This window comes from Saccharopolyspora sp. NFXS83, from assembly GCF_026241095.1.
Classification (GTDB): Bacteria; Actinomycetota; Actinomycetes; order Mycobacteriales; family Pseudonocardiaceae; genus Saccharopolyspora_C.
In genome coordinates, this window is sequence record NZ_JAPFGB010000010.1 from 33,847 (window position 1) to 58,043 (window position 24,197).

Consider the following 24,197-nt stretch of genomic DNA (forward strand, 5'->3'; position numbering starts at 1 on the left):
CGGGATCAGGGGTGGTCGGCCGACCGGGAGACCCTCCCCAGCGGCCGGGTCTCCTCCTCCGCCATCGGCGGATCCGGGCGGCGCGCGGCATGCCTGCCGCGCCGCGGCGGCGCGGGGGCGGCGGGTTCGCCCGCGGCGGCGCCGAGATCGCCGGAGAGGCCGCGGCGCGGTGCGGGCTCGACCGGGTCCTCCGCCGGCCAGACCTCCGCCGGTTCCGGTCGCGACGCGCGCCTGGCCGGGGGGAAGTTGCGCTCGGTCTCCGCCGCGTCGGCGGGAACCGGCGCCCGCCGGTCGTCGGCGATGGGCTCGGCGGTTCGCGGACGGGCGGGTTCCGCCCACTCGTCGGCGTCCCGGACGTCGGCGCGGTCCGCTTCCCGGGCCTCGGTCCGCGCGTCGGCGCGGCCTCGGCTCCGGTCGCCGTCCCGGCCCCGGTCGTACTCGTAGTCCCGGTCGTATTCGTAGTCCCGGTCGTACTCGTGATCGCGATCGGTGTCGCGGTCGTCGTCCCAAGCCCGGTCGTCGTCCCAGTCGTCCCGATCCGCGTCGTCGTCCCGGAACCGGTCGCGGTCGGTCGCCGGGCGCGACCGCGACTCCGGCGCGATGTAGTGCCGCAGCCGCATCGTCGGTTCCTCGACGAACACCCACGACAACGTGCCCAGCACGTAGGCGATCGGCGCCGCGCACAGCAGCATCAGGTACTGGTTCGCGATGCCCGCCATCGCCAGCAGCTGCTGGACGGGGAAACCCCACACGTAGACGCCGTAGCTGCCGTTGACGAACAGCCCCGGAACCGTGAGCCGCGCGGGCCAGAAGTGCCCGGCGACCACCACCGCGTAACTGGCCGCGAACACCATCAGGAACGACGCGGAGATGCTGTTCGGCATGGCCGCGAGCACGGCCAGCCCCGCGACGGCGGCGGTCATCGACAACGGGATCCGGTACAGGTTCAGCACCACGCCGAAGGCGAACGCCACCAGGAACGCGACCAGCGATTCCACCGGGACGCTCAGCATCGAGCCCGCGGACTCCGCGCCCGGGTCCTGCTCCAGGTAGCGGTCCCACACCACGAGCGCGGCCAGCGCCACGACGGCCAGCCACCGCCACCGCTGCTTCGCCGCGCCCGCCAGCAGCAGCACGTACAGGCCGCCGTAGGCGAGCAGCTCCATCGGCAGCGTCCACAGCGAGCCGTTCACCGCGCCCGGCCACGGATTCCCGGTGAACACTCCGGGAAGTTCGTGCTTCAACGTCAGCAACCCGGCGTTGTTGACGACATAACCCCAGGTGTCGCGCGCGGCGAAGTACTCCCCCACCGGCAGCGTCGTCACCAGCGGACCGACGACCAGCGCCAAGCCCAGCGTGACGGTGAGCATCGGCGGCCACAGCCGCAGGACTCGTTTCGCGGCGAATCGAACGGGATGCGGATCGCGAATCCAGCTTTCCGCGATCTGGAAACCGCTCATCGCGAAAAAACCCATCAGCACGCCCTCATCGGGCTGCAACGGCCATTCCGGCGGGAACAGTTCACCCGATCCGGCCAGCGGAGAACTGTGCCCGTAGATCACCAGCAACGCGCCGATCATGCGGATCCACGCGAAACCGTGCGCGGGGTCGGCGAAGCGCTCCGGGTGAGCGTGCTCGACACGCACCGTGCCCACCCACTTCACCCCCAGGAAGTCACCCTCGAACCCGCCCTCAACACCGAGTAGCGTATCGGGTGACACCGTGATCTCGGCGCCCGTTTCGGCGACCGAGGCCGCGCGCACTGCTCACACCGTTCGGATCGTTATCCGGCCGGTGCATCGCGCGCGCACTGGGGGGTGCAAAATGACGGGCGATCGCACATCGGCAGCGACTCGTGAAAACCGGAAAGGGCGCATCGGTGACCTGGCAAGACGAGCTGCACAACCTCGACGCCGAACTCGCGGCAGGCAGGATCTCCGCGGAGGAGTACCGCTCCCGGCGGGACGCCTTGATCGGCAGGTCGCAGAGCGCGCAGGGCGGACCCGCGTCAGGAGACTTCCCGCAGCAGCAGCCCGGCACTCCTTCCGGTGGCTTCCCCCAACAGGGGACTCCGCAAAGTGGCCAGCAGAACCCGAGCCCGTTCCCGCCCGCGTTCAACTGGGGCGCCGCCGCCGCGCAAGGCGCGCAGGCCGCCCAGCAGCAGCCGCAGCCGTCGAACGAGTCCACGCAGGTCGTGCAGAACCCGTTGGCGCAGCAGTCCGAGAGCACGCAGGTCGTCAACGTCGGCCAGCAGCAGCCGCAGCAGTGGGGCCAGCAACAGCAGCCGCAGTGGAACCAGCAGCCCAGCTGGAACACCGGCGAGAACGCCGGTTCGCCCTGGGGTGACCCGGATCAGCCGCCGGCACCGGAGCACGGCGACACCAGCTGGATGCGCCAGGGCCCGGAGGTCTTCGAGGTCGGCGAGGGCTCCTCGAAGGGCAAGACCATCGCGGGCATCTCGCTCGGCGCGGTGCTGCTGGTCGGCGTCATCGTCGCCGGCGTCTTCTACTTCACCTCCGGTGACGACGAGGCGGCACCGCCGCAGCCGACGGAGCAGCAGGCACCGCCGGTGCCGACACCGGAACCGCTGCCGGAGCCCCCGGCCGCGAAGCCCGCGCCCGTGGCCACCCCCGAGGTGCTGGTCGCCCCGCCGCCCGGCCAGCCGCACCCGTACAACGGGCCGCTGGACCGCCCGGCCCTGGAGAACAGCCCGAAGGCGGGCGTGCTGCGCGAGCCGGTGCGCAACGCCGCGCTGCAGGGCGGCCTGCTCGACGGCTTCTTCAGCCGCAGCGACGGCGCGGCGACTTCGGTGCTGCTCACCGTGCGGATGCCGGACCCGACGGCGGCGCAGGCCGTGGCGCAGGCCTACCTGGACGACCAGCAGGGCCTCAGCGTCAACGAGGACCTCTCCTACCAGGGGGTCGAGGTGATGACGACCGGCGGCGGCGTGTACCGCACCGCCTACGTCGCGCACGGCTGGGCGGTCATCGTCGACGTCAGCGCCCCCGACAAGGCCGCGGCGGAGGCGGCGTTCACGCAGCTGCTCGACCAGCAGCTCGCCCAGACCCCGCCCACGGTCCGCGACTGAGACCGCTGAAGAGGGGCCGCCCGACCACCAGGTCGAGCGGCCCCTCTTCTTCGCGCCTCAGCTCAACGACAGCAGGTCGGTGAGGGCGGCGCGGGAGACGTCCGGGCCGAACTGGGCCGCGATCCCCGCCTTCCCGGCAGCCGACAGCCGGGACCAGGTCGCGTCGTCGGTGAGCAGCTGCACCGCGGCTTCCGCCAAGCCCGCAGCGTCGTCGGCGATGAGCACGTCCTGCTCCGGCTTGAGGTGCATGCCCTCCATCGCCAGCGTGGTGCCGACGACCGGCACGCCGAGCCCGAGGCTCTCCCCGACCTTGCCCTTCACCCCGGCGCCGAAGCGCAGCGGCGCGAGCGTGACGCGGCTGCTCGCGTACAGCGCGTCCAGGTCCTGGACCCATCCGTGCACGTCGACGCCGTCGCCGGCGAGCGCCAGCACCTCGTCCGTCGGGTTCGAGCCGACGACGTGCAGCACCGCGTCGGGGCAGTGCTCGCGCACCAGCGGCATGATCTCCCGGGCCGCCCACAGCACCGCGTCCCGGTTCGGCGGGTGGTCGAAGCTGCCGACGAACAGCACGTCGCGGCGACCTCGCGGGTGCGCCGTCCCGTCCCGCACGTCGTGCACGTTCGACAGCACCCGGACGTCGGCTTCGGGAACGAGCCCGCCGAGCAGTTCCTGCTCCGCCTCGGACACGACGAGGGTCACGTCGCAGGAGCGCACCAGGCCCAGTTCCATCTCGCGGGAGGCGAATGCCTTGCGGCGCAACGACTTCTCCACGTCCGGCTCGCCCTGCTCCCCGGCCAGCGCCGCTTGGCGCTGCAACCGCAGGAAGTGCACGTCCACCGTGTCGTAGGCGATCACGGCTTGCGGCGCGCAGGTCCGCAGCTCCTCCACGAGGCTCCACGCGACCTGCGGGCGGGACAGCACGGCGAGCGTGATCTCGCTGCCCGCTTCGGCCAGGAACGCCTGCTGCAACTGCGGTTCCGGCAGCACCGTCACCCCGGCCTGCTGGAGTTCGGTGGTGTAGGGCTGCAGCTTGGCGTGGTTGCCGGGGAAGAACACGACGCGCGCCCCCAGCTCCACGAACTGCTCCAGCAGGCGGCGGATCCGCACCGAACCGGAGTCGAAGTCGGGGCGCGGCACCTGGTGGTCCTTGACCAGCACGAGCGGCCCGTGGTGGCCGCGGTCGCCGCGTTCCCGCGCGAGCCACAGGTTGCGCGGTGAGGCTTCCGGCAGGTGGTCGGCGAGCGCGTCCTTCCACTTGTCCGCGAACACCTGGCGGTTGAGCTCCTGGTGCCGTTTGACGCCGGTGGCCAGGTCGGTGCCGTTGGAGACGCCTTCATGGTGCACGACCACGGCTTTCGGCTGCACGACGGTGCGGTATCCGGCGGCGCGCACGGCGAACGCGAGGTCGGTGTCCTCGTAGTAGGCGGGCGCGAACCGGGTGTCGAAGCCGCCGACTTCGCGGAACACCTCCGCGCGGACGAGGATCGCCGCGCCGGAGCAGTAGTCGACGTCGCGCAGCACGTTGTGCTCGGAGGCGTTCGGTTCGCCGTTGCGGCCCAGGTTCCAGCCGGTGCCGTCGGACCAGACGATGCCGCCGCACTCCTGCAACCGTCCGTCGGGGTAGACGAGCTTCGAGCCGACCAGCCCGATCCGCTCATCTGAGTCCATTGTGGACATAAGGATGTCCAGCCAGGACTCGGTGACCTCCGCGTCGTTGTTCAAGAAGAACAGGTGCCGCCCGCGGGCGTGCTGGGCACCGAGGTTGCAGGCGCCGATGAAGCCGAGGTTGCGTTCGGCGCGCACCAGCCGCACGCCCTCGCAGGCCGCGAGCCGCACCGCGCTGTCGTCCGGCGACGCGTCGTCGACGACGATCACCTCGAACGGCACCGACACCAGGTGCCCGGCGAGGAACCGCAGGCACTGCCGGGTGTACGGCCACTTGCCGTGCACCGGGATGATCACGCTGACCGCCGGGTCGTCGCTGCGCGGCACCGGCAGCGGCCCCGTCTCCCGCGGCTGCGCGGCCACCGCCGCGCCCGGCTGCCGCCCCAGGGCGAGCTCGTACACGTCCCGGCGGGCGGTGCCGCGCGGGGCGACGCGCTCCACGACGGTCCGGTACTTGCGCATCGCGCGCTGCACCAGCGCGGAGTTCTGCGCGACGAGTTCGGCGTTGCGCGTCTCCAGCTCACCGGAGCGGCGTTCCGCCTCGGCGGCCCGCTGCTCGACGCGGGCCACCGTGTCCCGCAGCCACTCGATGCGCGCGGCGTCGCGCTCCGCGCCGAGCCGCGCCTCGTCGACCTGGGCTTCGAGGGCGCCGAACTCGGTGCGCAGCCGCTGCTGCTCCCGCACCTGCTCGTCGGCGCGGCGCTCCTCGGCCACGCGGAGCTCCTCCAGCCGCGCCAAGGCCGCCTTGAGCTCTTCGGATTCCGCGCGGCTGCGCTGGTAGTGCTCGTTGAGCCTGGCCACGTCGGCGACGGCCTCGTCGCGCTGGGCGATGATCGGCCGCACCTCGCTCTCCCCCGCCCGGCGGGCGAGGGTGAGCTCGTCGTCGAGCAGCACCGCGGCGGCGGGCAGCTTCGGCAGCCTGCGGTCCGAGGCGACGCCCAGCAGGTAGGTGTGCGGCAGGCCCTGGCGGACCGTCCACGCGCCCGACTCCTCCCGGTGCAGGGTCTGCAACCGGACGCCTTCGATGGCGGTGTCGAGGTCCCCCGGATCGGACGGGGTGAGCACCGAGCCGACGGCGGTGTTCTGCCGGAACACCGCCACGTGCCGGAACGAGCCCTCCAGCAGCGATTCGAACTGCGGCGCGGTGAGCTCCTTGACGTGGAACGGGTTGTCGTTGCCGTGCTCGTGCTGGTAGACGGCCGTGTCCGGAGTGCTGACCAGCAGCAGCCCGCCCGGTTCCAGCCGGGAGCGGACCAGCGCGAGCACCGCGTCGTGATCGGCCACGTGCTCGATGGCCTCGAAGCACACCACCACGTCGAACGGCTTCTCGTCGGCCAGCACCTGCGGGTCGGTGATCGAGCCGGTGCGGAACGCGACGTCGCGCCCGCCGTAGTGGCGGGTGGCGTGCTCCACCGTCGCCGGGTCGACATCGAGGCCCACGACCTCGGCGCCCTCGGCGGCCAGCAGCGCGGCCCCGTAGCCCTCACCGCACGCCAGGTCCAGCACCCGCTTGCCGCGGACGAACCGGGCGGCCAGCGCGTAGCGGTGGTAGTGCTCGTAGATGACCTGCACGTCGTCGGCCCAGGGCACGCAACGCTCCCCGGTCCACTCGATCAGCCGGTCGTTGTCGTCATCCATCGCGTCTGTCCTCGACCCCAGTGCCCGTCATTCCTGTTCACGCGGGTGGCGGGGCCTCGGCGGCGGTGATGGCCCGCACGAGCGCGCCTGCCGGAGCGGAACCTGCCCGGACCCACCCGTTCGTGGTGCAGGCTAGCCCGTCGGCGCCCCCGCGAGGTGCGGGATCCGGGCAACCCGGCGAACCGCGCATGAGAAAGTTCTCATGCCGGTTTCATCCCCGTTCCAGGCTGCGGCGGCGAAGATGAAGCCATGAGGCCGGTGACCAGATTGCCGCTGCTCATCGCCGCGCTGGCCCTGCCGATCGCTGTGGTGCTGTTCAGCTACGCCGTGACCAACGGACCCCGCAACCCGCAGGTGCCCGCCGAAGTCCACGTGGGCGACGTGTCGGGCCCCGGTCAGCCGGGTGGCGGCCCGACGCTCGCGCCCGCGACGTCCACTTCGCCGCCCGCCGACCTGCCGCCGCCGGAACCGGAAGATGACGACGACGAACCCGACGACGACCTCGACGATGACGACTGAGCCGCAGCGCAGCGGCACCCGCGTCCCGGCTCGCGCGCAGATCATGGGCTGGATGCTGCTCGTGCTGGTCGTGGTGCTGACCGGGATCGTGCTGCTGGTGTGGCGGTTCCTGCACAACGACGCGATGAACAAGGTGACCGCCTCGCTGGAGCAGGAGGGCGGCGAGTTCGTCAACTTCGCGCAGGTCGGGCGCCACCCGGCGACCGGCGCGCTGATCGCCGAGCCGGGCGCGCTGTTCGACACCTACCTCCGGCAGCAGTACCCGGACTCGTGGGAGGTCATGATCGGCGCGTGGGACACCCCCACCGGGCTGAAGTGGCACATGCAGTCCCAGGACAAGGAGATCCGGGAGGTCGTGCACGATCCGGGCCTGCTGGACCGCATCGTCGCGGACCCGAACAAGTACGGGACGGCGCAGACCGGGTCCGGCCCGCTGCGCTGGATCAAGATCCAGGCCCACACCGACGGCGGCCAGCAGGCCTGGTTCATCACCGGCCACTTCACCACCGCCGACGTCGCCGAGGTGCACGGGGTGGTGCGCATCCTGGTGCTGGTCAGCGCGTTCGGCGTGCTGCTGGCGGCGGCCTCCTCGTGGGTCGTGGCCGGGGCGATCCTCGCGCCGGTGCGCACCGTGCGGCAGGCCGCCGCGGAGATCAGCGAGCACGACCTGACCCGGCGCATCCCGGTGGAGGGCCGCGACGACATCGCCGCGCTCGCCTACCAGTTCAACGCGATGCTGGACCGGCTGGAATCCGCGTTCAGCACGCAGCGCCAGTTCGTCGACGACGCCAGCCACGAGCTGCGCACCCCGATCACGATCGTGCGCGGGCACCTCGAACTGCTCGGCGACGACCCGGACGAGCGCGACGAGGTGGTGCGGCTGTGCACCGACGAGCTGGACCGGATGACCCGCATCGTCGAGGACCTGCTGATGCTGGCCAAGGCCGACCGGCCGGACTTCGTGCACCCCGCCGAGGTGTCGCTCGCCGAGCTCACCAGCGACATCGACGCGAAGGTGCGCTCCATCGCGGACCGGCGGTGGGTGCTGGAGAGCATCGGCGAGGGCGACGTGGTCGTGGACGCGCAGCGGCTCACCCAGGCCGTGGTGCAGCTCGCGCAGAACGCGGTGCAGCACACCGAGGACGGCGCGGAGATCCGCATCGGGTCCACGTTGAGCCTGGGGCGGCTGACGCTGTGGGTCACCGACCGCGGGCCGGGGGTGGACCCCGCCGAGGTGGAGCAGATCTTCGCCCGGTTCGCGCACGGCAGCGGGCCCGGCCGCGGTGGTGCGGGGCTCGGGCTGGCGATCGTCGCGGCCATCGCCGAGGCGCACCACGGGCGGGTGCGGGTGCTGTCCGAGCCCGGCGCCGGCGCCACGTTCGGCCTGGACCTGCCCGCTCGACCGGGTGCCGCGCTCGGCCCCGCCGCGCCCGCGACCGTTGAGGAGATCCCCGCATGAGCAAGATCCTGATCGTGGAGGACGAGGCGCGCATCGCGGCGTTCCTGGAGAAGGGGTTGCGCGCCAACGGCTTCGGCACCGCGGTGGCCGGCGACGGGGCCACCGCGCAGGAGCTGCTGCTCAGCGGGGACTACGACCTCGCCGTGCTCGACCTCGGGTTGCCCGGCAAGGACGGTTTCGCGGTGCTGCAGGCCGTGCGCGCGCAGCGGGTCACGTTGCCGGTGATCATCCTGACGGCGCGGGACTCGGTGCACGACACGGTCGCCGGGCTGGAGGGCGGCGCGGACGACTACATGACCAAGCCGTTCCGGTTCGAGGAGCTGCTGGCCCGCGTCCGGCTGCGGCTGCGGTCCTCGGACCGCACGCCGGAGGTGACGGTGCTGCGGGAGGGGCAGCTGTCGCTGGACCTGCGGACGCGGCGCGCGCAGCTGCCGGAGGCGACGGTGGACCTCACCGCCCGCGAGTTCGCGATGCTGGAGCTGTTCCTCCGGCACTCCGGGCAGGTGCTGTCCCGGGAGCAGATCCTGTCGCACGTGTGGGGCTACGACTTCGACCCCGGTTCGAACGTGGTGGACGTGTACGTGCGGGCGTTGCGCCGCAAGATCGGCAGCGAGCGCATCCGCACGGTCCGCGGCATGGGCTACCGCCTCGGCGCTTAGGCGTCCGCGCTGGGGCGTGCTGCGCCGTATGTCCCGGCTGCTGTCCGTCCCAGGGGCGAGCGGACTCGGGTCGCTAGGCCTGGAGGCACCGAAATCCTGAGCCCCCTGAACCTGAGCCCGATGAGCGCCGCTGGCGCCAGTCCCAGATCCGGTGGTCTGGAATCACCCTGGGTCGCGGGCGCATCCGGCCGACGCGCCGACTCCCCTGGCACAGCCGCCCTAGTTGTGCACACCTGTGGACAACTCCGTCCACAACTGTGCACAACTCGGTCCGCAGCGGGTACCGCGCACTCCCCGGACCTTGGCCAACGGAGTTGTCCACAAGCTGTGGAAGAACTGTTTGCGCAGGCCCGTCCGGGAGCGGACCGACCTGGGTCACTTCTCCGACCACGCGGTGATCACCGGCCGACGGGCCTTGGCACCGGTCGGCGGCCGACCGGTCGGTCGCCGTGCCCGCACCGGTGGTCCACAGGCTCGGCCCCGCCCAGGAGCAGGCACCACCCCACCGGACGTCGCGACCTCCGGCTCACCCGATCCAGGCCCGGCCGCTGCCCACGGTGATCGGGTCGCTGCTCGGCCGACCGACGCCAGGAGGGCGAGGTCAGCCGACGGGGAGCCTGCCCACGCCGCGCCAGGAGATCCCCGCGCGGCGCAGCACGTCCGGGTCCAAGTGGTTGCGGGTGTCCACCACGACCGGCCCGGCCAGCAGCCCCGCCACCCGCGGCCAGTCCAACGCCCGGAACTGCTGCCACTCGGTGAGCACCACCAGCCCCGCAGAGCCCTTGGCCGCCTCGTACGGGTCGTCCACCAGCGACACCACGCCGCGCAGCGGCGCCTCATCACCGCGCAACCCCGGGTCGCACGCCACCAGCTCGGCCCCGCGCGCGGCCAGCAGCTCGGCCACCGCCAGCGCGGGCGAATCCCGCAGGTCGTCCGTACCGGCCTTGAACGTCAGCCCCAGCAGCCCGAGCCGGACCCCGTCCAGCGAGCCGGCGACTCCGACCCCGCACGCGTCGGCGACCTTCGCCACCATCTGCTCCCGCTGCCGGGTGTTCGAGTCGATCGTCGCGCCCAGCAGCTCGAAGTCGAACCCGACCGACTGCGCCACCTGCAGCAGCGCGGCGGTGTCCTTCGGCAGGCAGGACCCGCCCCAACCGGGGCCGGGCTGCAGGAAGGACTGCCCGATCCGCCGGTCGTAGCCCATGCCCTCGGTGACGTCGGAGATGTTCGCGCCCAGCCGCTCGCACAGCTCGGCCACCGCGTTCACGTACGACAGCTTCGTGGCGAGGAAGCAGTTCGCCGCGTACTTGACCATCTCCGCGCTCGGCGCGTCCGTGAGCACCGTCGGCGCGCCCAGCCGCGCGTACAGCGCCGCGACCCGCTCCGCCGCGTCCTGCGACGCGGAGCCCACCACGATCCGGTCCGGGTTCAGGAAGTCGTGCACCGCCGAGCCTTCGCGCAGGAACTCGGGGTTCGAGACCACGGCCACGTCGGGCCGCCCGACGAGTTCGGCGACCCGCGCCGACGTGCCCACCGGCACCGTCGACTTGCACACCAGCACGCAGCCGGTCGGCAGCACCTCGGCTACCTCGGCCACGACCGACTCGACCGCCGCCAGGTCCGCGCCACCGCCCGACCCCATCGGCGTCGGCACGCACAGGAAGACCACTTCGGCGTCGGCCACGGCCTGCGCCGAGCCCAGCACGAACTCCAGCCTGCCCGCCGCGATGCCTTCCGCGACCAGCTCGCCGAGACCGGGTTCGAGGATGCCGACCTCGCCCCGCTCGAGCCGCGCGACCTTCGCCGCGTCCACGTCGCTGCACACCACGCGGTGGCCGAGCGACGCCAGGCACGCACCCGTCGTCAGTCCGACGTATCCCGTCCCGACGACCACGATCCGACGAGCGAACACGGTGCACCTACCTCCGTCGACAGCGTGCGGACCGACCGGGAAATCCCAGGCCGGGAAGCTGACCTCGCCGAAATCGTGGCACACCGCGGATGCCGGGAGCGGTGCTTTGGGAACTGTTCACACGCTGCTGCTCAGGTGGTGGCGCACCGGTGAGCGGCCGTTCAAGCACCGGACGCCGGCCGCGGAGCAGTACTGCACAAGCGAGCTCAGTACTGCTTAACTACGGGCGAACCGATCCCGCACAGGAGGAGCCTCATGCAGATCACCGGCACCGCGGCCATCGTCACCGGAGCCGCATCCGGGCTCGGCGCGGCCACCGCCCGCGCCCTCGCCGAACGCGGAGCGCACGTGTTCGGCGTCGACCTGCCGGACGCGGTGACCGGCGCGGCGCCCGCCGACGGGGTGACCTACTGCGGCGCCGACGTCACCGACGCCGACCAGGTGCAGACCGCCGTGGACCAGGCCAGGGGCGCCAGCGTGCCGCTGCGCATCGTCGTCAACTGCGCCGGGATCGGGCCGTCCGCGCGGATCAGCGGCAAGCAGGGACCGCACGACCTCGACCTGTTCCGCAAGGTCCTGGAGGTCAACCTGCTCGGCACGTTCAACGTGCTGCGGCTGGCGGCGCCCGCGATCCGCGAGACCGACCCCGACCGGGAGGGCCAGCGCGGCGTCGTGATCAACACCGCCTCGGTCGCCGCCTACGACGGCCAGATCGGGCAGGCCGCCTACGCCGCCTCCAAGGGCGGAGTGGCCAGCCTGACGCTGCCCGCCGCCCGCGACCTGTCGTCGGCCGGGATCCGGGTGATGACCATCGCGCCGGGCATCGTGGACACCCCGATGCTGGCCACCGTCAGCGAGGAGTACCGCGAAGGCCTCGCCGCGGGCGTCCCCTTCCCGAAGCGCCTCGCCGTGCCCGGCGACTACGCCCGGCTCGCCGTCAACATCGTCGAGCACGACTACCTCAACGGCGAAGTCATCCGCATGGACGGCGCCCTGCGGATGGCCCCGAAGTGATCTCCGCCGGTCTTCTTGCTCGGGTGTCCGGGTAGCGGAACCGCAGAGCCCGTCTGCGGACCTGTCAGCGGCGGAGCCGCTGAGCAGTGACCGGCTCGAGCAAGACGACCACCGGCGGGTTCTCGGCGGCTTCCTCGCGAGGACGGCCATTTCGCTGCGCACGGCGTACAGGAGAAAATGGGTCCCGCAGCGGGGAAGCCGCCGAGGTTCCGCTGAGCGACCACCAACGCGGACCAAGTACGCGGACGGGCTCCCAGCGTTCTTCTCGCCGCGGGACCGATCTCCCCGGTGGCTCCGCCGCGACGGACGTCGCCGTCCTCGCGAGGAGAACGCTGAGAACCCGCCGGTGGTCGACCTGCGCACGTGGGGCTGAGCGCTCACGCGCCTACGAGCACGGCTTCGCCGCGAAGGTTCGGCTTCGCCGCTGACCAGGAGGACTCAGAGGTCCTCGGTGAACGGGATGGCCTGGGCCTCGGGAGAGCTCATCCAGCGGCGGATGGTCCAGGTCGCCCGGACGTCGTCCTCGTTGTACTGCAGCAGCCGCCGCCGCTGCGACGGTTCCTGCTCCTGCCCGTCCAGGCCCACCGCGTCGCGGTACCAGCGCATCGAGTTCTCCCCGCTGGCCTCGGAGTCCCGCCAGGCGAACCCGGCGCTGGGGGCGATCACCTTCAACCCCTTGCCGTGCGGGCACAGGAACTGGTCGCGGACCGCGGCGAACAGGTCGACCCACTCGTCGGAGCCGATGAACCGGCGCACCTCGGACACCTCGGGGATGCCGGGTTTGCCCGCGAAGCGCTCCGCCGACGAGAGCATCCAGCGGTTCTCCGCGAGCTCGTTGTAGCAGTAGGCGCGGAAGGTGAGCCCGCGCGCGTGCGCGCGCTCCCGGACCGCGATGAACCAGCACCAGAACTCGGCGAACGACCGCGCCTCGTCATCGGAAGGCAGCGGATCCCAGGTGACGAAGGCGCGGTAGCCCTGCTCCTCGTCGACGTCCGCGCCGGACAGCCAGCAGCCCCACATGTAGGCGCCGGAGTCGGCGTAGCTCTCCATGTCCACGTCGATCTCGACGTCGGCGCGCGGCACCCGCAGCTCCCGCACGCGGCGGACCAGCGGGAGCTCGCGCAGCCACGCCTTCGCCAGCAGCACCGCCTCGTCGGCGCGGGCCGCGCCCAGCGAGGTCGCCCGGCCCTGCTCCGGTGTCATCGCGGCCAGGTCGTCGACGGTGTGCACCTGCGCGGCGCGCAGCACCGCCGCGTCCTCGCCGCGCACCACGAGGCTCACGTCGCGCGCGTCCCGCAGCTCCGCCGAGCACGTCGGCCACCACGGGCAGCCCTTGCACTCGGTGACCCGGGACGGGCGGGCGAGCGGTTCGGCGCCGGTGGCGGCGGCGGTCGCGACGGCCACCCGGTCGGCGAACCGCGTGTCGTACTCGGCGAGCGCGGTGCGCCCGCCCGGCCAGTTCGGCGCCAGCAGGTCGTGCCAGACGACGAGGTCGCCCTCGACTCCGATGACACCGCCGACGGGCGTTCCCGGCGCGGCCATCCCGCACGCTTCGAGCAGCCGCACCAGGTGCGCCAGCCGCAGCTGGTCCCGCGGCTGGGCCCGGACCTTGCGCCGCCCGTTGCGCTTCGCCGATTCCGGCAGCGGGCTCTCCAGCGGCGAGGTCCGCGCCCCGCTGCCGGGGTCGGTCGTCTTGTGCCGCACCACCAGCACCGGCGTGTAGCCGGAGCCGTTGCGCACCAGCAGGTCGATGCCGCCGAACCGGCCTGCTTCGGGGTTCGCGGGCAGCTGCGCCCCGGAGATGAACCGCACGCCGTCCCGCATCGCCTCCAGCGTCTCCCGCTCGCGCCGGCGCAGGCTCGCTTCGCGCGGGATGCGCGTCCACGACTCCCCGAGCAGTTCCCCGAGCCGGTCGGCGATCGCGCGGCGATGGTCGGCGGCGTCGGCGACGCGCTGCTCGATGCCCGGATCCATCGGGGATTTCGGCAGGTCACGGGATTGTGGATCGTTTTCGAGATGCACCCTCCTGCGACAGCGCGTCACTACGCCCGCGTCCAGCAGCACCTCGTTCTCCACGTCCCGCAGCGTAGGCCGTACCCCTGACGATCGCGCCCATCACCCCGGTGACGGAGGACGACGGACGGCTACGCACCGTGCACGGCCGGTCGATCACTCCCTCGCTCGGTCAACCGGCACCGGCCGCGCGAACTCCTTACAGTGATCCCCGAGCGAGGTGAACGCCCTGGCCACGGGATCCGGGACCGGATCGGCACGGCCGCAGGCACAGCGCGGACCCGTGCCGCAACAGCAGGAGGCGGCGATGACGCGAGGCACCGGCGAACCGGCCACCGCAGCACTGACCACGGAGATCTTGAGGACCGAACCGCTCAACGCCCGGACCGACGACTCCGGCGACGACGTGCGTTCGGCCGCGAAGCAGGTCAAGAAGGTGGCGAAGCTGGAGGCCAAGGCCGCCCACGAGCAGACCAAGACCGCCAAGCAGGAGACCAAGGCGGTCAAGCAGGAGACCAAGGCGACCACCAAGACCGCCAAGCAGGAGGCGAAGTCCGCCGAGAAGGCCGCCAAGCGCGACGAGAAGGCCCGCAAGAAGGGCGAGCACGGCAGGTTCACGCCCGGCGACGCGCGCAAGGCCGTCGGCGTGGCCAAGATCCTCGGCCCGGCGCTGGCCCCCTACGCGTGGCAGGCGTTCACCGCCGCCCGGGACGGCTACGACCGGGCCCGCGCGCGGCGGCTCGGGGTGGCCGTGGACGACCTGGGCCGGTTCACCGGCCGCGGCGCCGCGCTGCACGCCCGCATCGCCGGGGACGCCGAGGCGCTGCGCGAGCTGCGCACCCGCACCGCGGGCCGCAGCGCCGCCGAGACCTCCCTCGTCGAGAAGTTCGCCGACGAGGCCAACAGCAGGCTCAACCAGCTGGGCAGCGCGGTGCGGGCGGCCGAACGCATGCCGACGCCCCGCCGCCGCGCCGCGCACCGCGCCGTCATCGGCGAACTCGACCGCATCGAGGACGACCTGCTGCAACGCCTCGGGATCCGGAGCACCGAGCAGCACGAGAAGTAGCACCGACGCGCGAGAACGGGCCGGTCACCACGCGGGTGACCGGCCCGTTCACGTCGGCTCAGGCGGCGTCGGGCGCCGTCACGAAACCCTGCTCGACCATCCAGCCCCGAGCGACGTCGGCCGGGTCGCGCCCGTCCACGTCGACACCGGCGTTGAGGTCCAGCAGCTGCTGGTTGTCCAGCCGCGCCGAGATCGGCGCGAACACGGACTCCAGCTGCGGATACCGCTCCAGCATGTCCACCCGCGTCGTCATCGCCAGGTTGTAGCGCGGGAAGAACTGCTTGTCGTCCTCCAGCACCTTCAGGTCCAGCGACTGGATCCGGCCGTCGGTGGTGAACACCTCGCCGAGGTTGCACGCCTTGCCGGTGGCCGTGGCCGAGTAGATGGGACCGGTGCTCAGCGTCTCCACCTTGCTCTGGTCCACCTGGAACCCGTAGGCCTGCGCGACGCCCGGCAGCCCGTCGTTGCGGCTGGCGAACTCGCTCTCCACGCAGAAGCTCAGCTCCTGCGGGTTCTGCTGGGCCACCCGCTTGAGGTCGGAGAGCTTCTCCACGCCGAGCCGGGCCGCGTTCTCCTGGTTCAGCGCGAACGCGTAGGTGTTGTCCGCCTTGAGCGACAACGCGAACCAGGTGACGCCGTTGGCCTCGATGTCGAGCTCGCGCACGGCGTCGTACTGGGCCCGCGCGTCCGGGATCGGGTCGGTCTTGCCGTTGTAGCTGATCCAGGACGAGCCGGTGTACTCCCACAGCAGGTCGATCTGCTTGCTGACCAGCGCGTTGCGGGCACTGGCGGAACCCGTGATGTTGCTCAGGTCCCGCACGTCGGCACCGGCCGCGGCCATCGCGAACTCCGCGATGTAGGCCAGCACGATCTGCTCGGTGAAGTCCTTGGAGCCGACCGTGAACGGCACGCCCTCCAGCTCCGGCACCGGCGTGATCGAACCGGGCCCGACCCGCAGCGGCACCGACGAGCCCGAGCTGAGCCCGCAGCCCGTGAGCGCGGCACCGGCCGCGGCGGCCGAGAAGAGCTTCAACGCGCCCCGGCGGGACAGCTGTGTTCCTCGCTTCATCGCAGCCCCTTCGGTGACAGGTAGCGCTCCGCCAGCCCGCCGCACCAGTCGACGAGCAGCGCCAAGGCCATGGCCAGCACCGCGCCGACGGACAGCACGGTCCAGTTGCTCAGCTTGTAGCCGGTGTCGATGAGCTCGCCGAGCCCGCCCGCGCCGACGAACCAGGCCAGCGTGGCGGTCCCGACCGCCAGCACCAGCGCGGTCCGCAGCCCGGCCAGGATGAACGGCACCGCCAGCGGCAGTTCGATGCGCGTGAGCACGGAGAACCCGGACATGCCGATGCCGCGTCCCGCGTCGATCAGCGAGCGGTCCACCTGCTGCAGGCCCACCAGCGTGTTGCGCAGCACGGGCAGCAGCGCGTACACCGCGATCGGCAGCGTCGCGATCCAGAAGCCGGTGGTGCCGTTGGTGAGCAGGAAGAACAGCACCAGCAGACCCACCGACGGCGCCGCCTGGCCCATGTTGGCCAGGCCGATGATCAGCGGACTGACCCGCCGCGCCCAGGACCGGCTCAGCAGCATGCCCAGCGGCACCGCGACCACCACCACGATCAACGCCACCGCCACGCTCATCAGCAGGTGCTGCCAGGTGAGCGTGAGCAGGGTCGAGGCGTTGACGTTGCGGCTGACGACGACGTCGTCGCCGCGGGTGAACGCGACCGCGAGCACCACCACGACCAGCACCAGCGCGAACAGCGGCTGCGCGAACAGCCGCAGCCGTTCCGCCGTGCGGGAACCCGAATCCGCGGAGTAGGAACCGCTCATGACGGGTCCCCCGCGGCCGAGGGCTCGTCCGCGTGGTCGTCGGCGTGCTCCTCGCGCAGGTCCTTGATCGTCGTCATCACGGTGTCGATGTCGACGACGCCGATGTACTCGCCGCGCGCCCCGGTGACCACGGCGACGCCGTCGTCGTCGGTGAGGATGGCTTCCAGCGCGTCCTGCAGCGTCGAGGCGGGCGAGACGCTGTCCTCCACCGCACGACCCGCGCGGGCCAGCGAGGAGACCGCGCCGGCCTCCCGAGCGGTCGTCCAGCGCAGGGGCCGCTTGCGGCCGTCCAGCACCAGGCCGATCGCGCCGCGCCGGGTCCCGAGCCGTTCCTGCAGCACGCTCGGCTGCTCGTCCACACCGGCGGTCGGCACCTGGCCGAGTTCGATCTCCCGCACCCGGCGCAGCGTGAGCTGCTTGAGCGCGGCACCGGCGCCGACGAAGCCGGCCACGGTGTCGTCGGCCGGGTTGGCCAGAATCGCCTCGGGCGTGTCGTACTGCAGGATCTCGGAGCGCTGCCCGAGCACCGCGATGCGGTCGCCGAGCTTGACGGCCTCGTCGAAGTCGTGCGTGACGAACACGATCGTCTTGCCCAGGTCGGCCTGCAGGCGCATCAGCTCGTCCTGCAGCACGCCGCGGGTGATCGGGTCCACCGCGCCGAACGGCTCATCCATCAGCAGCACCGGCGGGTCCGCGGCCAGCGCGCGGGCGACGCCGACGCGCTGCTGCTGACCACCGGAGAGCTGCCGCGGGTAGCGGCCCCGGTACTCGGTGGGGTCCAGGCCGACGAGGTCGAGCATCTCGTCGACGCGTTCCACGGTCCGCTGCTTGGTCCAGCCGACCAGGCCGGGCACCATGCCCACGTTCTCGCCCACCGTCATGTGGGGGAACAGCCCGGCCTGCTGGATCGAGTAGCCGATCTCGCGGCGCAACTTGTCCGGGTCGAGGCCCAGGACGTCCTGGCCACCGATGGTGATCCGGCCCGAGGTGGGCTCGATCAACCGGTTGATCATGCGCATGGTGGTGGTCTTGCCGCTGCCCGAAGGGCCGACCAGCACGACCGTCTCACCGGCGGGAATGGTCATCGTGACCGATTCGACCGCGGCCAGCTTCTGGCCCGGGTACCGCTTGGAGACCTCCTCCAGGCGGATTTCGACACCGTGTCCGCCTGCGCGGTCGGCGGTGTCGGGCTTGTTGTTCTCAGCCACGAATACCTCTCGAAGTCGTCAGGCGCCCGAGCAGCACGAACACCGCGTCCAGCAGCAGCGCCAGCACGATCACGCCGAGCGTGCCCGCCAGCGCCATGTTCAGCGCGTTCGCGCTGCCCAGCCCGGACAGGCCGCTGAAGATCAGGTTCCCGAGGCCGGGTCCCTTGGCGTAGGCCGCGATGGCCGCGATGCCCATCAGCATCTGGGTGCTCACCCGCATGCCTGCGAGGATGCCGGGCCACGCCAGCGCCAGTTCGATCTTGGTCAGCACCCGGAACCGGTTCATGCCGATGCCGCGGGCGGCATCCAAGATCGGCTGGTCGACTGTAGACAACCCAACGATGGTGTTGCGGATGATCGGCAGCAGCGCGTACAGCACCAGCGTGACCACCGACGGCGCCACGCCCAGCCCCAGCACGGGGATGAGCAGGCCGAACAGCGCGAACGAAGGAACCGTCAGCACTGCGCTGGACAAGGCGGTGGCCACCGCCGCCCCGGCGGGGCTGCGGTAGACCGCAACCCCGACCAGGACGCCGACGATGGTCGCCAGCACGATGCACTGCAGCACCATGCTGGCGTGCTGGTAGGAGTCCACCAGCAATTGCTGCCACCTGGAAGCGACGTAATCCAGGAAACTCACGAAGTGGTCGCTCCCGGCGTCGCCTTGTCCTTGCCCTCGGCGTCGTCGCCGTCGTCCTCCGCGGGAGTCGTGACGAGCTGGAACTCGCCGTCGTGCTCCTCGGTACCGGCGATGACGGCCTGCTCGAGGACCTCGGCACCCTTCTCATCGCGCAACGTCATCTGGTCGCTGCGGAGGTCCTTGGTGAGGGCCACGCACAGCAGCACCATGACGATCGCGAACGGCAGCGCGCCGATGAACGTCAAGTTCTGGATGCCCGTCAAGGCATCCTCCGCACCGCCGCCGATCACCAGCATGATCGCGGCGACCGCACCGGTGGCGGCACCCCAGAAGATGACCACCCAGCGGCTCGGCTCGATCGAACCGCGCTGCGAGAGCGTGCCCATGACCACCGAGGCGGCGTCCGCACCGGACACGAAGAAGATCGCGACCAGGATCATGACCAGCACCGAGGTGATGATGGCCAGCGGGAGGTGTTCGAGGACCGTGAAGGTCTGCGCCTCCGCACCGCCGTCGACGACGGTCGGATCGGCCTTCGCGGTGTCGATCGCGGCACCGCCGAAGATCGCGAACCAGACAAGGCTCACCACGCTGGGAACCAGCAGCACGCCGCCGATGAACTGGCGGATCGTGCGGCCACGGCTGATCCGGGCGATGAACATGCCGACGAAGGGCGTCCAGGAGATCCACCAGGCCCAGTAGAAGACCGTCCAGCTGCCCAGCCACTCGTGCATCTCCGCACCACCGGTGGCACCGGCGCGCGAGGCCATCTCACCGAAGTCGCTCATGTACGAACCGAGCGAGGTCGGCAGCAGGTTCAGGATCAGCACGGTCGGGCCGGCCACGAACACGAAGATCGCCAGGACCGCGGCGAGCACCATGTTGATGTTCGACAGCCACTGGATGCCCTTGGACACACCGGACACCGCCGAAGCGATGAAGCAGATGGTCAGCACGACGATGATGACGACGAGCAGCGTGGTGCTGGTACTGCCGATCCAGCCCGCCGCCTGCATGCCGGACTGGATCTGCAAGGTGCCCAGGCCCAGGGATGCGGCGGAGCCGAACAGCGTGGCGAACAGCGCCAGGATGTCGATCAGCTTGCCGATCGGCCCCTCGGCGTTGCGCTTGCCGATCAGCGGCATGAACACGGCGCTGATCAGCTGCTTGCGGCCACGGCGGAAGCTGCTGTAGGCGATCGCGAGACCGACCACCGCGTAGATCGCCCACGGGTGCAGGGTCCAGTGGAACAGCGACGTCGCCATCGCCGTGCCCACCGCCTCGTCCGAACCCGCTTCCACGGTTCCAGGCGGCGGCGAGGTGAAGTGCGAGAGAGGTTCGCTGATGCCGTAGAACATGAGGCCGATGCCCATGCCGGCGCTGAACATCATCGCGATCCAGGACACCGTCCTGAATTCCGGCTTCTCGCCGTCCTCGCCCAGCGGGATGCGCCCGTACCGGCTGAACGCCAGGAACAGCGCGAAGATGACGAACCCGGTGGCCGCGAGCACAAAGCCCCAGCCGATGTTGGTGACCAGCCAGTCCAGTGCGGTCTTGGAGACGCTGAGCAGCGACTCCTTGCTCACCGTTCCCCAGGCCACCAGGATGAACATGATGGCTGCGGTGACACCGAAGACGATCCAGTCGGTCCTCGGCTTACCGATGAACTCCGGTTCCCCGGGTAGTTCCGTTGGGTGGCCCGATGAGCCACCTTCTCGTTGATCTGCTTCAGTCGACACAGGTTCCGGCGCCCAACTCGCGACGCCCCCTCCTCTCCGTACCTCACGTCACGACGGCCCGGAACACCTGTTCACCTGTCACTATCTGCTCGTGCAGGGGTGATTCCCGGCCGTCTGCAACCCATAAACCGTGACCCATTCGGCGGATCAAGGCAAGCTCACCTGCGCACAGCGTGGCTGAACCGACACCTAGACTGGATTTCCGTGGCGATCCGTTCCGCTCCTGAGCAAGGCGCTGGTCGCGCCCTGCGTGGCCTCGGCCTGACCGCCACATCTTCGTCACTATCAGTAGCAGCACATGCGGCAGCCGGTGGTTCCACGCCTGACCTCGGAACCACCATCGTGATCACCACCTTGTTGTCCGCCGCGGGTGTCGCGCTCGCCGATCGCAAGCGCGGGTTGAGCAGCATTGTAGGGGCAGTCGGCGCCGGGCAGGTGTCCCTTCATTTATTTCTGCAGCTAGCAGGCTCACACCAAGGCTCCATCGGGCAACGGGGACTGCCCTTGGATCCCGCCGCCATGACCCTGGGTCATGTGCTGGCCGGACTCCTGGTGGCGATCCTGCTGCATCGCGCCGAGGATGCACTCTTTGTAATCGTTTCAACCGTACGGCTGACTCTTGCTAGTAGGACGCCCGCACCGTTACCCCTCGTGACGGCACGCCCGGCGGTCTGCATCCCGGCCGAGTCGGTACTCCTGATCGAACAACTGATCCAGCGGCGGATCCACGCGCTGCGGGGCCCTCCGGCGCAGCCGCACCGGCTGCCCGGGTGACACCGAATTGGCGGCCGGATCGTTGCTCGCCCGTATCCGAGGTGACCGATTCGCACTTTTTGTCAATTCACGTGTCGAATCGCACCATTTCGCGCCTTTCAGGAGTCGCAGATCTCCATGTCGACAACTCGATCAGCCCTCAGATCCACCGCGGTCACCGCCGTGCTCGGATTCACCGCCCTCGCCGGCGCGGGCACCGCCGCCGCGCACGTCAGCGCCCAACCGGAGCAGGCCGAGCAGGGCGGTTACGCCAAGATCGCTTTCCGGGTGCCGAACGAGCGCCCCGACGCGGGAACCGTCCGCGTGCACGTCGCGCTCCCGCTGGAGCACCCGCTGAGCTCGGTGCGCACCAAACCGCTGCCCGGCTGGACCGCGCAGGTGGAGAAGGTGCGGCTGGAGCGCCCGGTGGAGGTCGCGGGCGCCCAGGTCACCGAAGCCGTCGCCGGCATCACCTGGACCGCGCGGCCGGGCACCCGCATCGCCCCGGACCAGTTCGAGGAGTTCGAGGCGACCCTCGGCACCTTCCCGACCGACACCGACGAGCTGCTGCTGCCCACCGAGCAGACCTACGACAGCGGCGAGGTCGTGCGCTGGGACCAGCCGCCGGCCCCCGACGGCTCCGAACCGGAGCACCCCGCACCGGCGCTGGCCCTGGTCGCCAGCGAAGGCGGCGGCCACGGCCACGGGACGACCGGCGGCGGGGACACCGGGCACGGCGGCGCGGGGCACGGCGAAGCCGATGCCGCCGCCGCAGACGACACGGCGCGCGTGCTCGGCGGCACCGGACTGGCCGTCGGGGCGCTCGGCCTCGGACTCGGAGCGGGCGCGCTGGTGCTCGCCCGCCGCGGCACCAAGGGGAACGCATGAGGCGACTGCTCACGATCACCGCGCTGACGCTCGCGGCGCTGCTCGGCGCGGCCGGTCCGGCGCTGGCGCACAACACCCTGCTCGGCAGCGATCCGGCGGAGGGCGCCCGGCTGACTGCCGGGCCGAACGAGGTCCGGCTCACCTTCGACCAGCCGGTGCGCGCGGGCGAGGGCTACAACACGATCAACGTCGTCGGCCCGGACGGCACGTACTGGACCGAAGGTGAGGTGCGGGTCGAGGGCACCTCGGTGGTCGCGCCGGTGCTGCCGCTCGGACCCGCCGGGACCTACACCGTCGGCTACCGGGTGCTGTCCAACGACGGCCACCCCGTGCCCGGCAAGGTCACCTTCACGCTGACCGAGCCGGGCGGCGGCACTCCGGCGCCGCCGCCGGCCGCGGACCAGGCCGAGTCCGACTCCGCGGGCGGCATGCCGATCTGGCCGTGGATCGCGGGCGCGGTCGTGCTGGTCGGGCTGGGACTCGTGCTGGCCCTGCGGTTGGGCAGGCCGAAGAGCTGAGCCGAGACCGGTCCCACCGGCCGCTCGGCGTCGGAGGCGGGTCGCTGCTGCAGCGGCCCGCCTTCGTCGTCGGCACGAGCGCGGAGTGGCACGTTCGGCGGTACATCGGGAACCGGCGCGAACTAGAGTCGGGCGGTGTCGCCGAGCGGCGCCCCCGATCGCCTTCAGCCGGAACGAACTCAGCGATCGTTTTTCCGCAGTGCGAAAACGGGGGGCTGTCGCCGAACGGTCATTCGCGCTCGGTGAGCTGCTGGACGTTGGGCGCCGAAAGCGCCTCCAACCGTCCCAGCGCGCCCTTGCCGCGCCGCTCCAACTCGCGCCGGCCGATCCAGCCGTAGGAGTAGTGCCGGTAGGCCTGGCTCAGCAGCACCAGTTCGGCGAGGTGGTCGACCGCGCGCCGCTGGGCCTCTCCGGTCAGCTCCGGGACGAGGCGGACCTCGGTGTTCACCACCTCGTCGAGCACCCGAGCCGAGTGCACGGCCTTCCGCCCGCGCCAAGTGAGCTTGCGCCGCATTCGCGCGGCGTTCCTGGTAATCACGTCCATCCGGGCCCCCCGTGCCGCAGACACTCACACTTACGCATTACTGGCGACCTAGCTCGTCACCAAGAATCACCGATGTGGCCCCTACACGTCGATGAACTTCGCCCGATCGTACGCATAAACCCGCTCACTTGTACGGCTCCCATCGTGCCGCCGCGTCGCCCTCCCGCATCGAGCGCAACCTGCTCCGCAGCTGATCGCGCACTCCGGGATTGCTGCGCAGGATCGGCAGCACGCTGACCGTGATCTTCAGTTCGCGCAGGTCGCGCAGCACCTGGAACCCGGACCACGCCGTCACGTCGAAGCCGTAGACCTCCGAGAGCCGGTGGTACCGCTCCGCGGGCGCGCCCAACCGGAGCATCCCCACGGCCATCGGCGTCAGGTCCCACTCCGGTTGCCCCACGCACAGCGAATCCAGATCGCACAGCAGCGGACCATCCGGACCCGAGATCAGGTTGCCCAGGTGCGCGTCCCCGTGCACCACCGACGGCGGCAACGGGAAGTCCAGCGCTTCCAGCCGGCCCTCGACGTCGTCGCAGCGCTGCTCCAGGAACGCCCGGTCCGCCGCGTCCAGGTCCTCCGCGTCGGCGAGCCGCCTGCGCACATCGGGCATCGGCCGCCATTCCGGCAGCGTCGAGGGCAGCGGCAGGTCGTGCACCTGCCGCAGCAACCGGCCCAGATCGGCCCCGTCCGGGGAGGGGCCCTCCTCCGGGACCGCCTGCCACAAGGTCGCCAGGTGCCCGCCGGTGCGCACCGGCTGCGGCACTCCCGGCAGCAGCCGCACCGCGGGGACCTCGTGCTCCGCCAGCAGCCGCCCGGCCTCCACCACGTTCACCGCGCGGTACGAGAACGAGGGCGCGAGCACGATCCGGACGATCACCGGGTGCTCCCGCAGCAGGAACACGCCGTTGTTGACGAACCGCACCAGCCGAGCACCGCGGGAGTCCAAGCCCGCGGCCGCACAGATCTCAGCCAGTGCCAAAGCCAGTTTCGGCCGCGTGTAGCGGCCCTCCGCGGAGCGGGTCCGCGAAGTCATCGAGGTCC

At 71.3% G+C, this 24,197-nt stretch carries 20 protein-coding genes; 9 read left to right on the forward strand and 11 right to left on the reverse strand.

Annotation, left to right across the window (positions count from 1 at the left end; all coding sequences use genetic code 11):
• Positions 1–5 precede the first annotated feature (5 nt).
• On the reverse strand, positions 6–1,655 hold the full coding sequence (locus OOZ19_RS13310; RefSeq protein ID WP_266090408.1) for an acyltransferase family protein: 1,650 nt from the start codon (positions 1,653–1,655) through the stop codon (positions 6–8).
• A 224-nt stretch (positions 1,656–1,879) separates the two neighbouring features.
• On the opposite strand from OOZ19_RS13310, the gene OOZ19_RS13315 reads away from it, so the two are divergent.
• Positions 1,880–3,088 (forward strand): flagellar basal body-associated FliL family protein, encoded by a 1,209-nt coding sequence (locus OOZ19_RS13315; protein WP_266090409.1) that lies wholly within the window; start codon positions 1,880–1,882, stop codon positions 3,086–3,088.
• A gap of 57 nt (positions 3,089–3,145) precedes the next feature.
• Here the strand turns inward: OOZ19_RS13315 and OOZ19_RS13320 are convergent, their stop codons facing one another.
• Positions 3,146–6,391, reverse strand: coding sequence for a glycosyltransferase (locus tag OOZ19_RS13320; protein ID WP_266090410.1), 3,246 nt, complete (start codon positions 6,389–6,391; stop codon positions 3,146–3,148).
• A 249-nt stretch (positions 6,392–6,640) separates the two neighbouring features.
• On the opposite strand from OOZ19_RS13320, the gene OOZ19_RS13325 reads away from it, so the two are divergent.
• From OOZ19_RS13325 to OOZ19_RS13335, 3 genes are read left to right on the forward strand one after another with little or no spacing between them, the layout of a single operon-like run.
• Positions 6,641–6,910 (forward strand): hypothetical protein, encoded by a 270-nt coding sequence (locus tag OOZ19_RS13325; RefSeq protein WP_266090411.1) that lies wholly within the window; start codon positions 6,641–6,643, stop codon positions 6,908–6,910.
• Positions 6,867–8,369: a sensor histidine kinase gene (locus OOZ19_RS13330; RefSeq protein ID WP_266090412.1), complete on the forward strand. Its 1,503-nt coding sequence runs from the start codon at positions 6,867–6,869 to the stop codon at positions 8,367–8,369. Before OOZ19_RS13325 ends, OOZ19_RS13330 begins: the two co-directional genes overlap by 44 nt.
• Positions 8,366–9,028, forward strand: a complete 663-nt coding sequence (locus tag OOZ19_RS13335) for a response regulator transcription factor (protein ID WP_184483912.1) — start codon at positions 8,366–8,368, stop codon at positions 9,026–9,028. Before OOZ19_RS13330 ends, OOZ19_RS13335 begins: the two co-directional genes overlap by 4 nt.
• A 601-nt stretch (positions 9,029–9,629) precedes the next feature.
• Here OOZ19_RS13335 and OOZ19_RS13340 read toward each other — a convergent pair.
• Complete coding sequence (locus OOZ19_RS13340) at positions 9,630–10,940, reverse strand: UDP-glucose dehydrogenase family protein (RefSeq protein ID WP_266090413.1); 1,311 nt, start codon at positions 10,938–10,940, stop codon at positions 9,630–9,632.
• A gap of 255 nt (positions 10,941–11,195) precedes the next feature.
• Between OOZ19_RS13340 and OOZ19_RS13345 the strand changes: the two genes are divergently transcribed.
• Positions 11,196–11,954 (forward strand): SDR family NAD(P)-dependent oxidoreductase, encoded by a 759-nt coding sequence (locus OOZ19_RS13345; protein ID WP_266090414.1) that lies wholly within the window; start codon positions 11,196–11,198, stop codon positions 11,952–11,954.
• A 438-nt stretch (positions 11,955–12,392) separates the two neighbouring features.
• Here OOZ19_RS13345 and OOZ19_RS13350 read toward each other — a convergent pair whose 3' ends face one another.
• Positions 12,393–14,030, reverse strand: coding sequence for a TM0106 family RecB-like putative nuclease (locus OOZ19_RS13350; protein ID WP_266090415.1), 1,638 nt, complete (start codon positions 14,028–14,030; stop codon positions 12,393–12,395).
• 244 nt (positions 14,031–14,274) lie between these two features.
• On the opposite strand from OOZ19_RS13350, the gene OOZ19_RS13355 reads away from it, so the two are divergent.
• The gene (locus OOZ19_RS13355) at positions 14,275–15,033 is read left to right on the forward strand and encodes a DUF6474 family protein (RefSeq protein WP_266090416.1); all 759 of its coding nucleotides are present in this window, start codon (positions 14,275–14,277) and stop codon (positions 15,031–15,033) included.
• A 58-nt stretch (positions 15,034–15,091) separates the two neighbouring features.
• Here the strand turns inward: OOZ19_RS13355 and OOZ19_RS13360 are convergent, their stop codons facing one another.
• From OOZ19_RS13360 to OOZ19_RS13380, 5 genes are read right to left on the reverse strand one after another with little or no spacing between them, the layout of a single operon-like run.
• On the reverse strand, positions 15,092–16,102 hold the full coding sequence (locus OOZ19_RS13360) for a glycine betaine ABC transporter substrate-binding protein (RefSeq protein WP_266090417.1): 1,011 nt from the start codon (positions 16,100–16,102) through the stop codon (positions 15,092–15,094).
• The gene (locus OOZ19_RS13365; protein WP_266090418.1) at positions 16,099–16,866 is read right to left on the reverse strand and encodes an ABC transporter permease; all 768 of its coding nucleotides are present in this window, start codon (positions 16,864–16,866) and stop codon (positions 16,099–16,101) included. The genes OOZ19_RS13360 and OOZ19_RS13365 overlap by 4 nt, the downstream gene beginning before the upstream one ends.
• Positions 16,863–18,074 (reverse strand): ABC transporter ATP-binding protein, encoded by a 1,212-nt coding sequence (locus tag OOZ19_RS13370; protein WP_266090419.1) that lies wholly within the window; start codon positions 18,072–18,074, stop codon positions 16,863–16,865. The genes OOZ19_RS13365 and OOZ19_RS13370 overlap by 4 nt, the downstream gene beginning before the upstream one ends.
• On the reverse strand, positions 18,067–18,714 hold the full coding sequence (locus OOZ19_RS13375; protein ID WP_266090420.1) for an ABC transporter permease: 648 nt from the start codon (positions 18,712–18,714) through the stop codon (positions 18,067–18,069). The genes OOZ19_RS13370 and OOZ19_RS13375 overlap by 8 nt, the downstream gene beginning before the upstream one ends.
• Positions 18,711–20,378, reverse strand: a complete 1,668-nt coding sequence (locus OOZ19_RS13380) for a BCCT family transporter (RefSeq protein ID WP_266090564.1) — start codon at positions 20,376–20,378, stop codon at positions 18,711–18,713. The genes OOZ19_RS13375 and OOZ19_RS13380 overlap by 4 nt, the downstream gene beginning before the upstream one ends.
• Positions 20,379–20,795: 417 nt before the next feature.
• Between OOZ19_RS13380 and OOZ19_RS13385 the strand changes: the two genes are divergently transcribed.
• The 3 genes from OOZ19_RS13385 (at position 20,796) to OOZ19_RS13395 (ending at position 22,612) form a co-directional block, all read left to right on the forward strand.
• The gene (locus OOZ19_RS13385) at positions 20,796–21,227 is read left to right on the forward strand and encodes a hypothetical protein (RefSeq protein WP_266090421.1); all 432 of its coding nucleotides are present in this window, start codon (positions 20,796–20,798) and stop codon (positions 21,225–21,227) included.
• Between the two features lie 117 nt (positions 21,228–21,344).
• Positions 21,345–22,094 carry a YcnI family copper-binding membrane protein gene (locus tag OOZ19_RS13390; protein ID WP_266090422.1) on the forward strand — a complete coding sequence of 250 codons (750 nt, stop codon included), beginning with the start codon at positions 21,345–21,347 and terminating at the stop codon, positions 22,092–22,094.
• Positions 22,091–22,612, forward strand: a complete 522-nt coding sequence (locus OOZ19_RS13395; protein WP_266090423.1) for a copper resistance CopC family protein — start codon at positions 22,091–22,093, stop codon at positions 22,610–22,612. The genes OOZ19_RS13390 and OOZ19_RS13395 overlap by 4 nt, the downstream gene beginning before the upstream one ends.
• 229 nt (positions 22,613–22,841) lie before the next feature.
• Here OOZ19_RS13395 and OOZ19_RS13400 read toward each other — a convergent pair whose 3' ends face one another.
• Entirely contained in the window at positions 22,842–23,126 is a 285-nt protein-coding gene (locus tag OOZ19_RS13400) for a hypothetical protein (RefSeq protein ID WP_266090424.1), read from the reverse strand.
• 154 nt (positions 23,127–23,280) lie between these two features.
• A complete protein-coding gene (locus tag OOZ19_RS13405) occupies positions 23,281–24,189 on the reverse strand; it encodes a phosphotransferase family protein (protein ID WP_266090425.1) in 909 nt (302 codons plus the stop codon).
• Between the last annotated feature and the right edge of the window lie 8 nt (positions 24,190–24,197).

Coding starts and splice junctions, on each gene's coding strand:
- OOZ19_RS13320 (WP_266090410.1), bottom strand. CDS start 6,391: ATGGATGACGACAACGACCGGCTGATCGAGTGGACCGGGGAGCGTTGC.
- OOZ19_RS13325 (WP_266090411.1), top strand. CDS start 6,641: ATGAGGCCGGTGACCAGATTGCCGCTGCTCATCGCCGCGCTGGCCCTG.
- OOZ19_RS13330 (WP_266090412.1), top strand. CDS start 6,867: ATGACGACGACGAACCCGACGACGACCTCGACGATGACGACTGAGCCG.
- OOZ19_RS13335 (WP_184483912.1), top strand. CDS start 8,366: ATGAGCAAGATCCTGATCGTGGAGGACGAGGCGCGCATCGCGGCGTTC.
- OOZ19_RS13345 (WP_266090414.1), top strand. CDS start 11,196: ATGCAGATCACCGGCACCGCGGCCATCGTCACCGGAGCCGCATCCGGG.
- OOZ19_RS13355 (WP_266090416.1), top strand. CDS start 14,275: ATGACGCGAGGCACCGGCGAACCGGCCACCGCAGCACTGACCACGGAG.
- OOZ19_RS13360 (WP_266090417.1), bottom strand. CDS start 16,102: ATGAAGCGAGGAACACAGCTGTCCCGCCGGGGCGCGTTGAAGCTCTTC.
- OOZ19_RS13365 (WP_266090418.1), bottom strand. CDS start 16,866: ATGAGCGGTTCCTACTCCGCGGATTCGGGTTCCCGCACGGCGGAACGG.
- OOZ19_RS13390 (WP_266090422.1), top strand. CDS start 21,345: ATGTCGACAACTCGATCAGCCCTCAGATCCACCGCGGTCACCGCCGTG.
- OOZ19_RS13395 (WP_266090423.1), top strand. CDS start 22,091: ATGAGGCGACTGCTCACGATCACCGCGCTGACGCTCGCGGCGCTGCTC.
- OOZ19_RS13400 (WP_266090424.1), bottom strand. CDS start 23,126: ATGCGGCGCAAGCTCACTTGGCGCGGGCGGAAGGCCGTGCACTCGGCT.
- OOZ19_RS13405 (WP_266090425.1), bottom strand. CDS start 24,189: ATGACTTCGCGGACCCGCTCCGCGGAGGGCCGCTACACGCGGCCGAAA.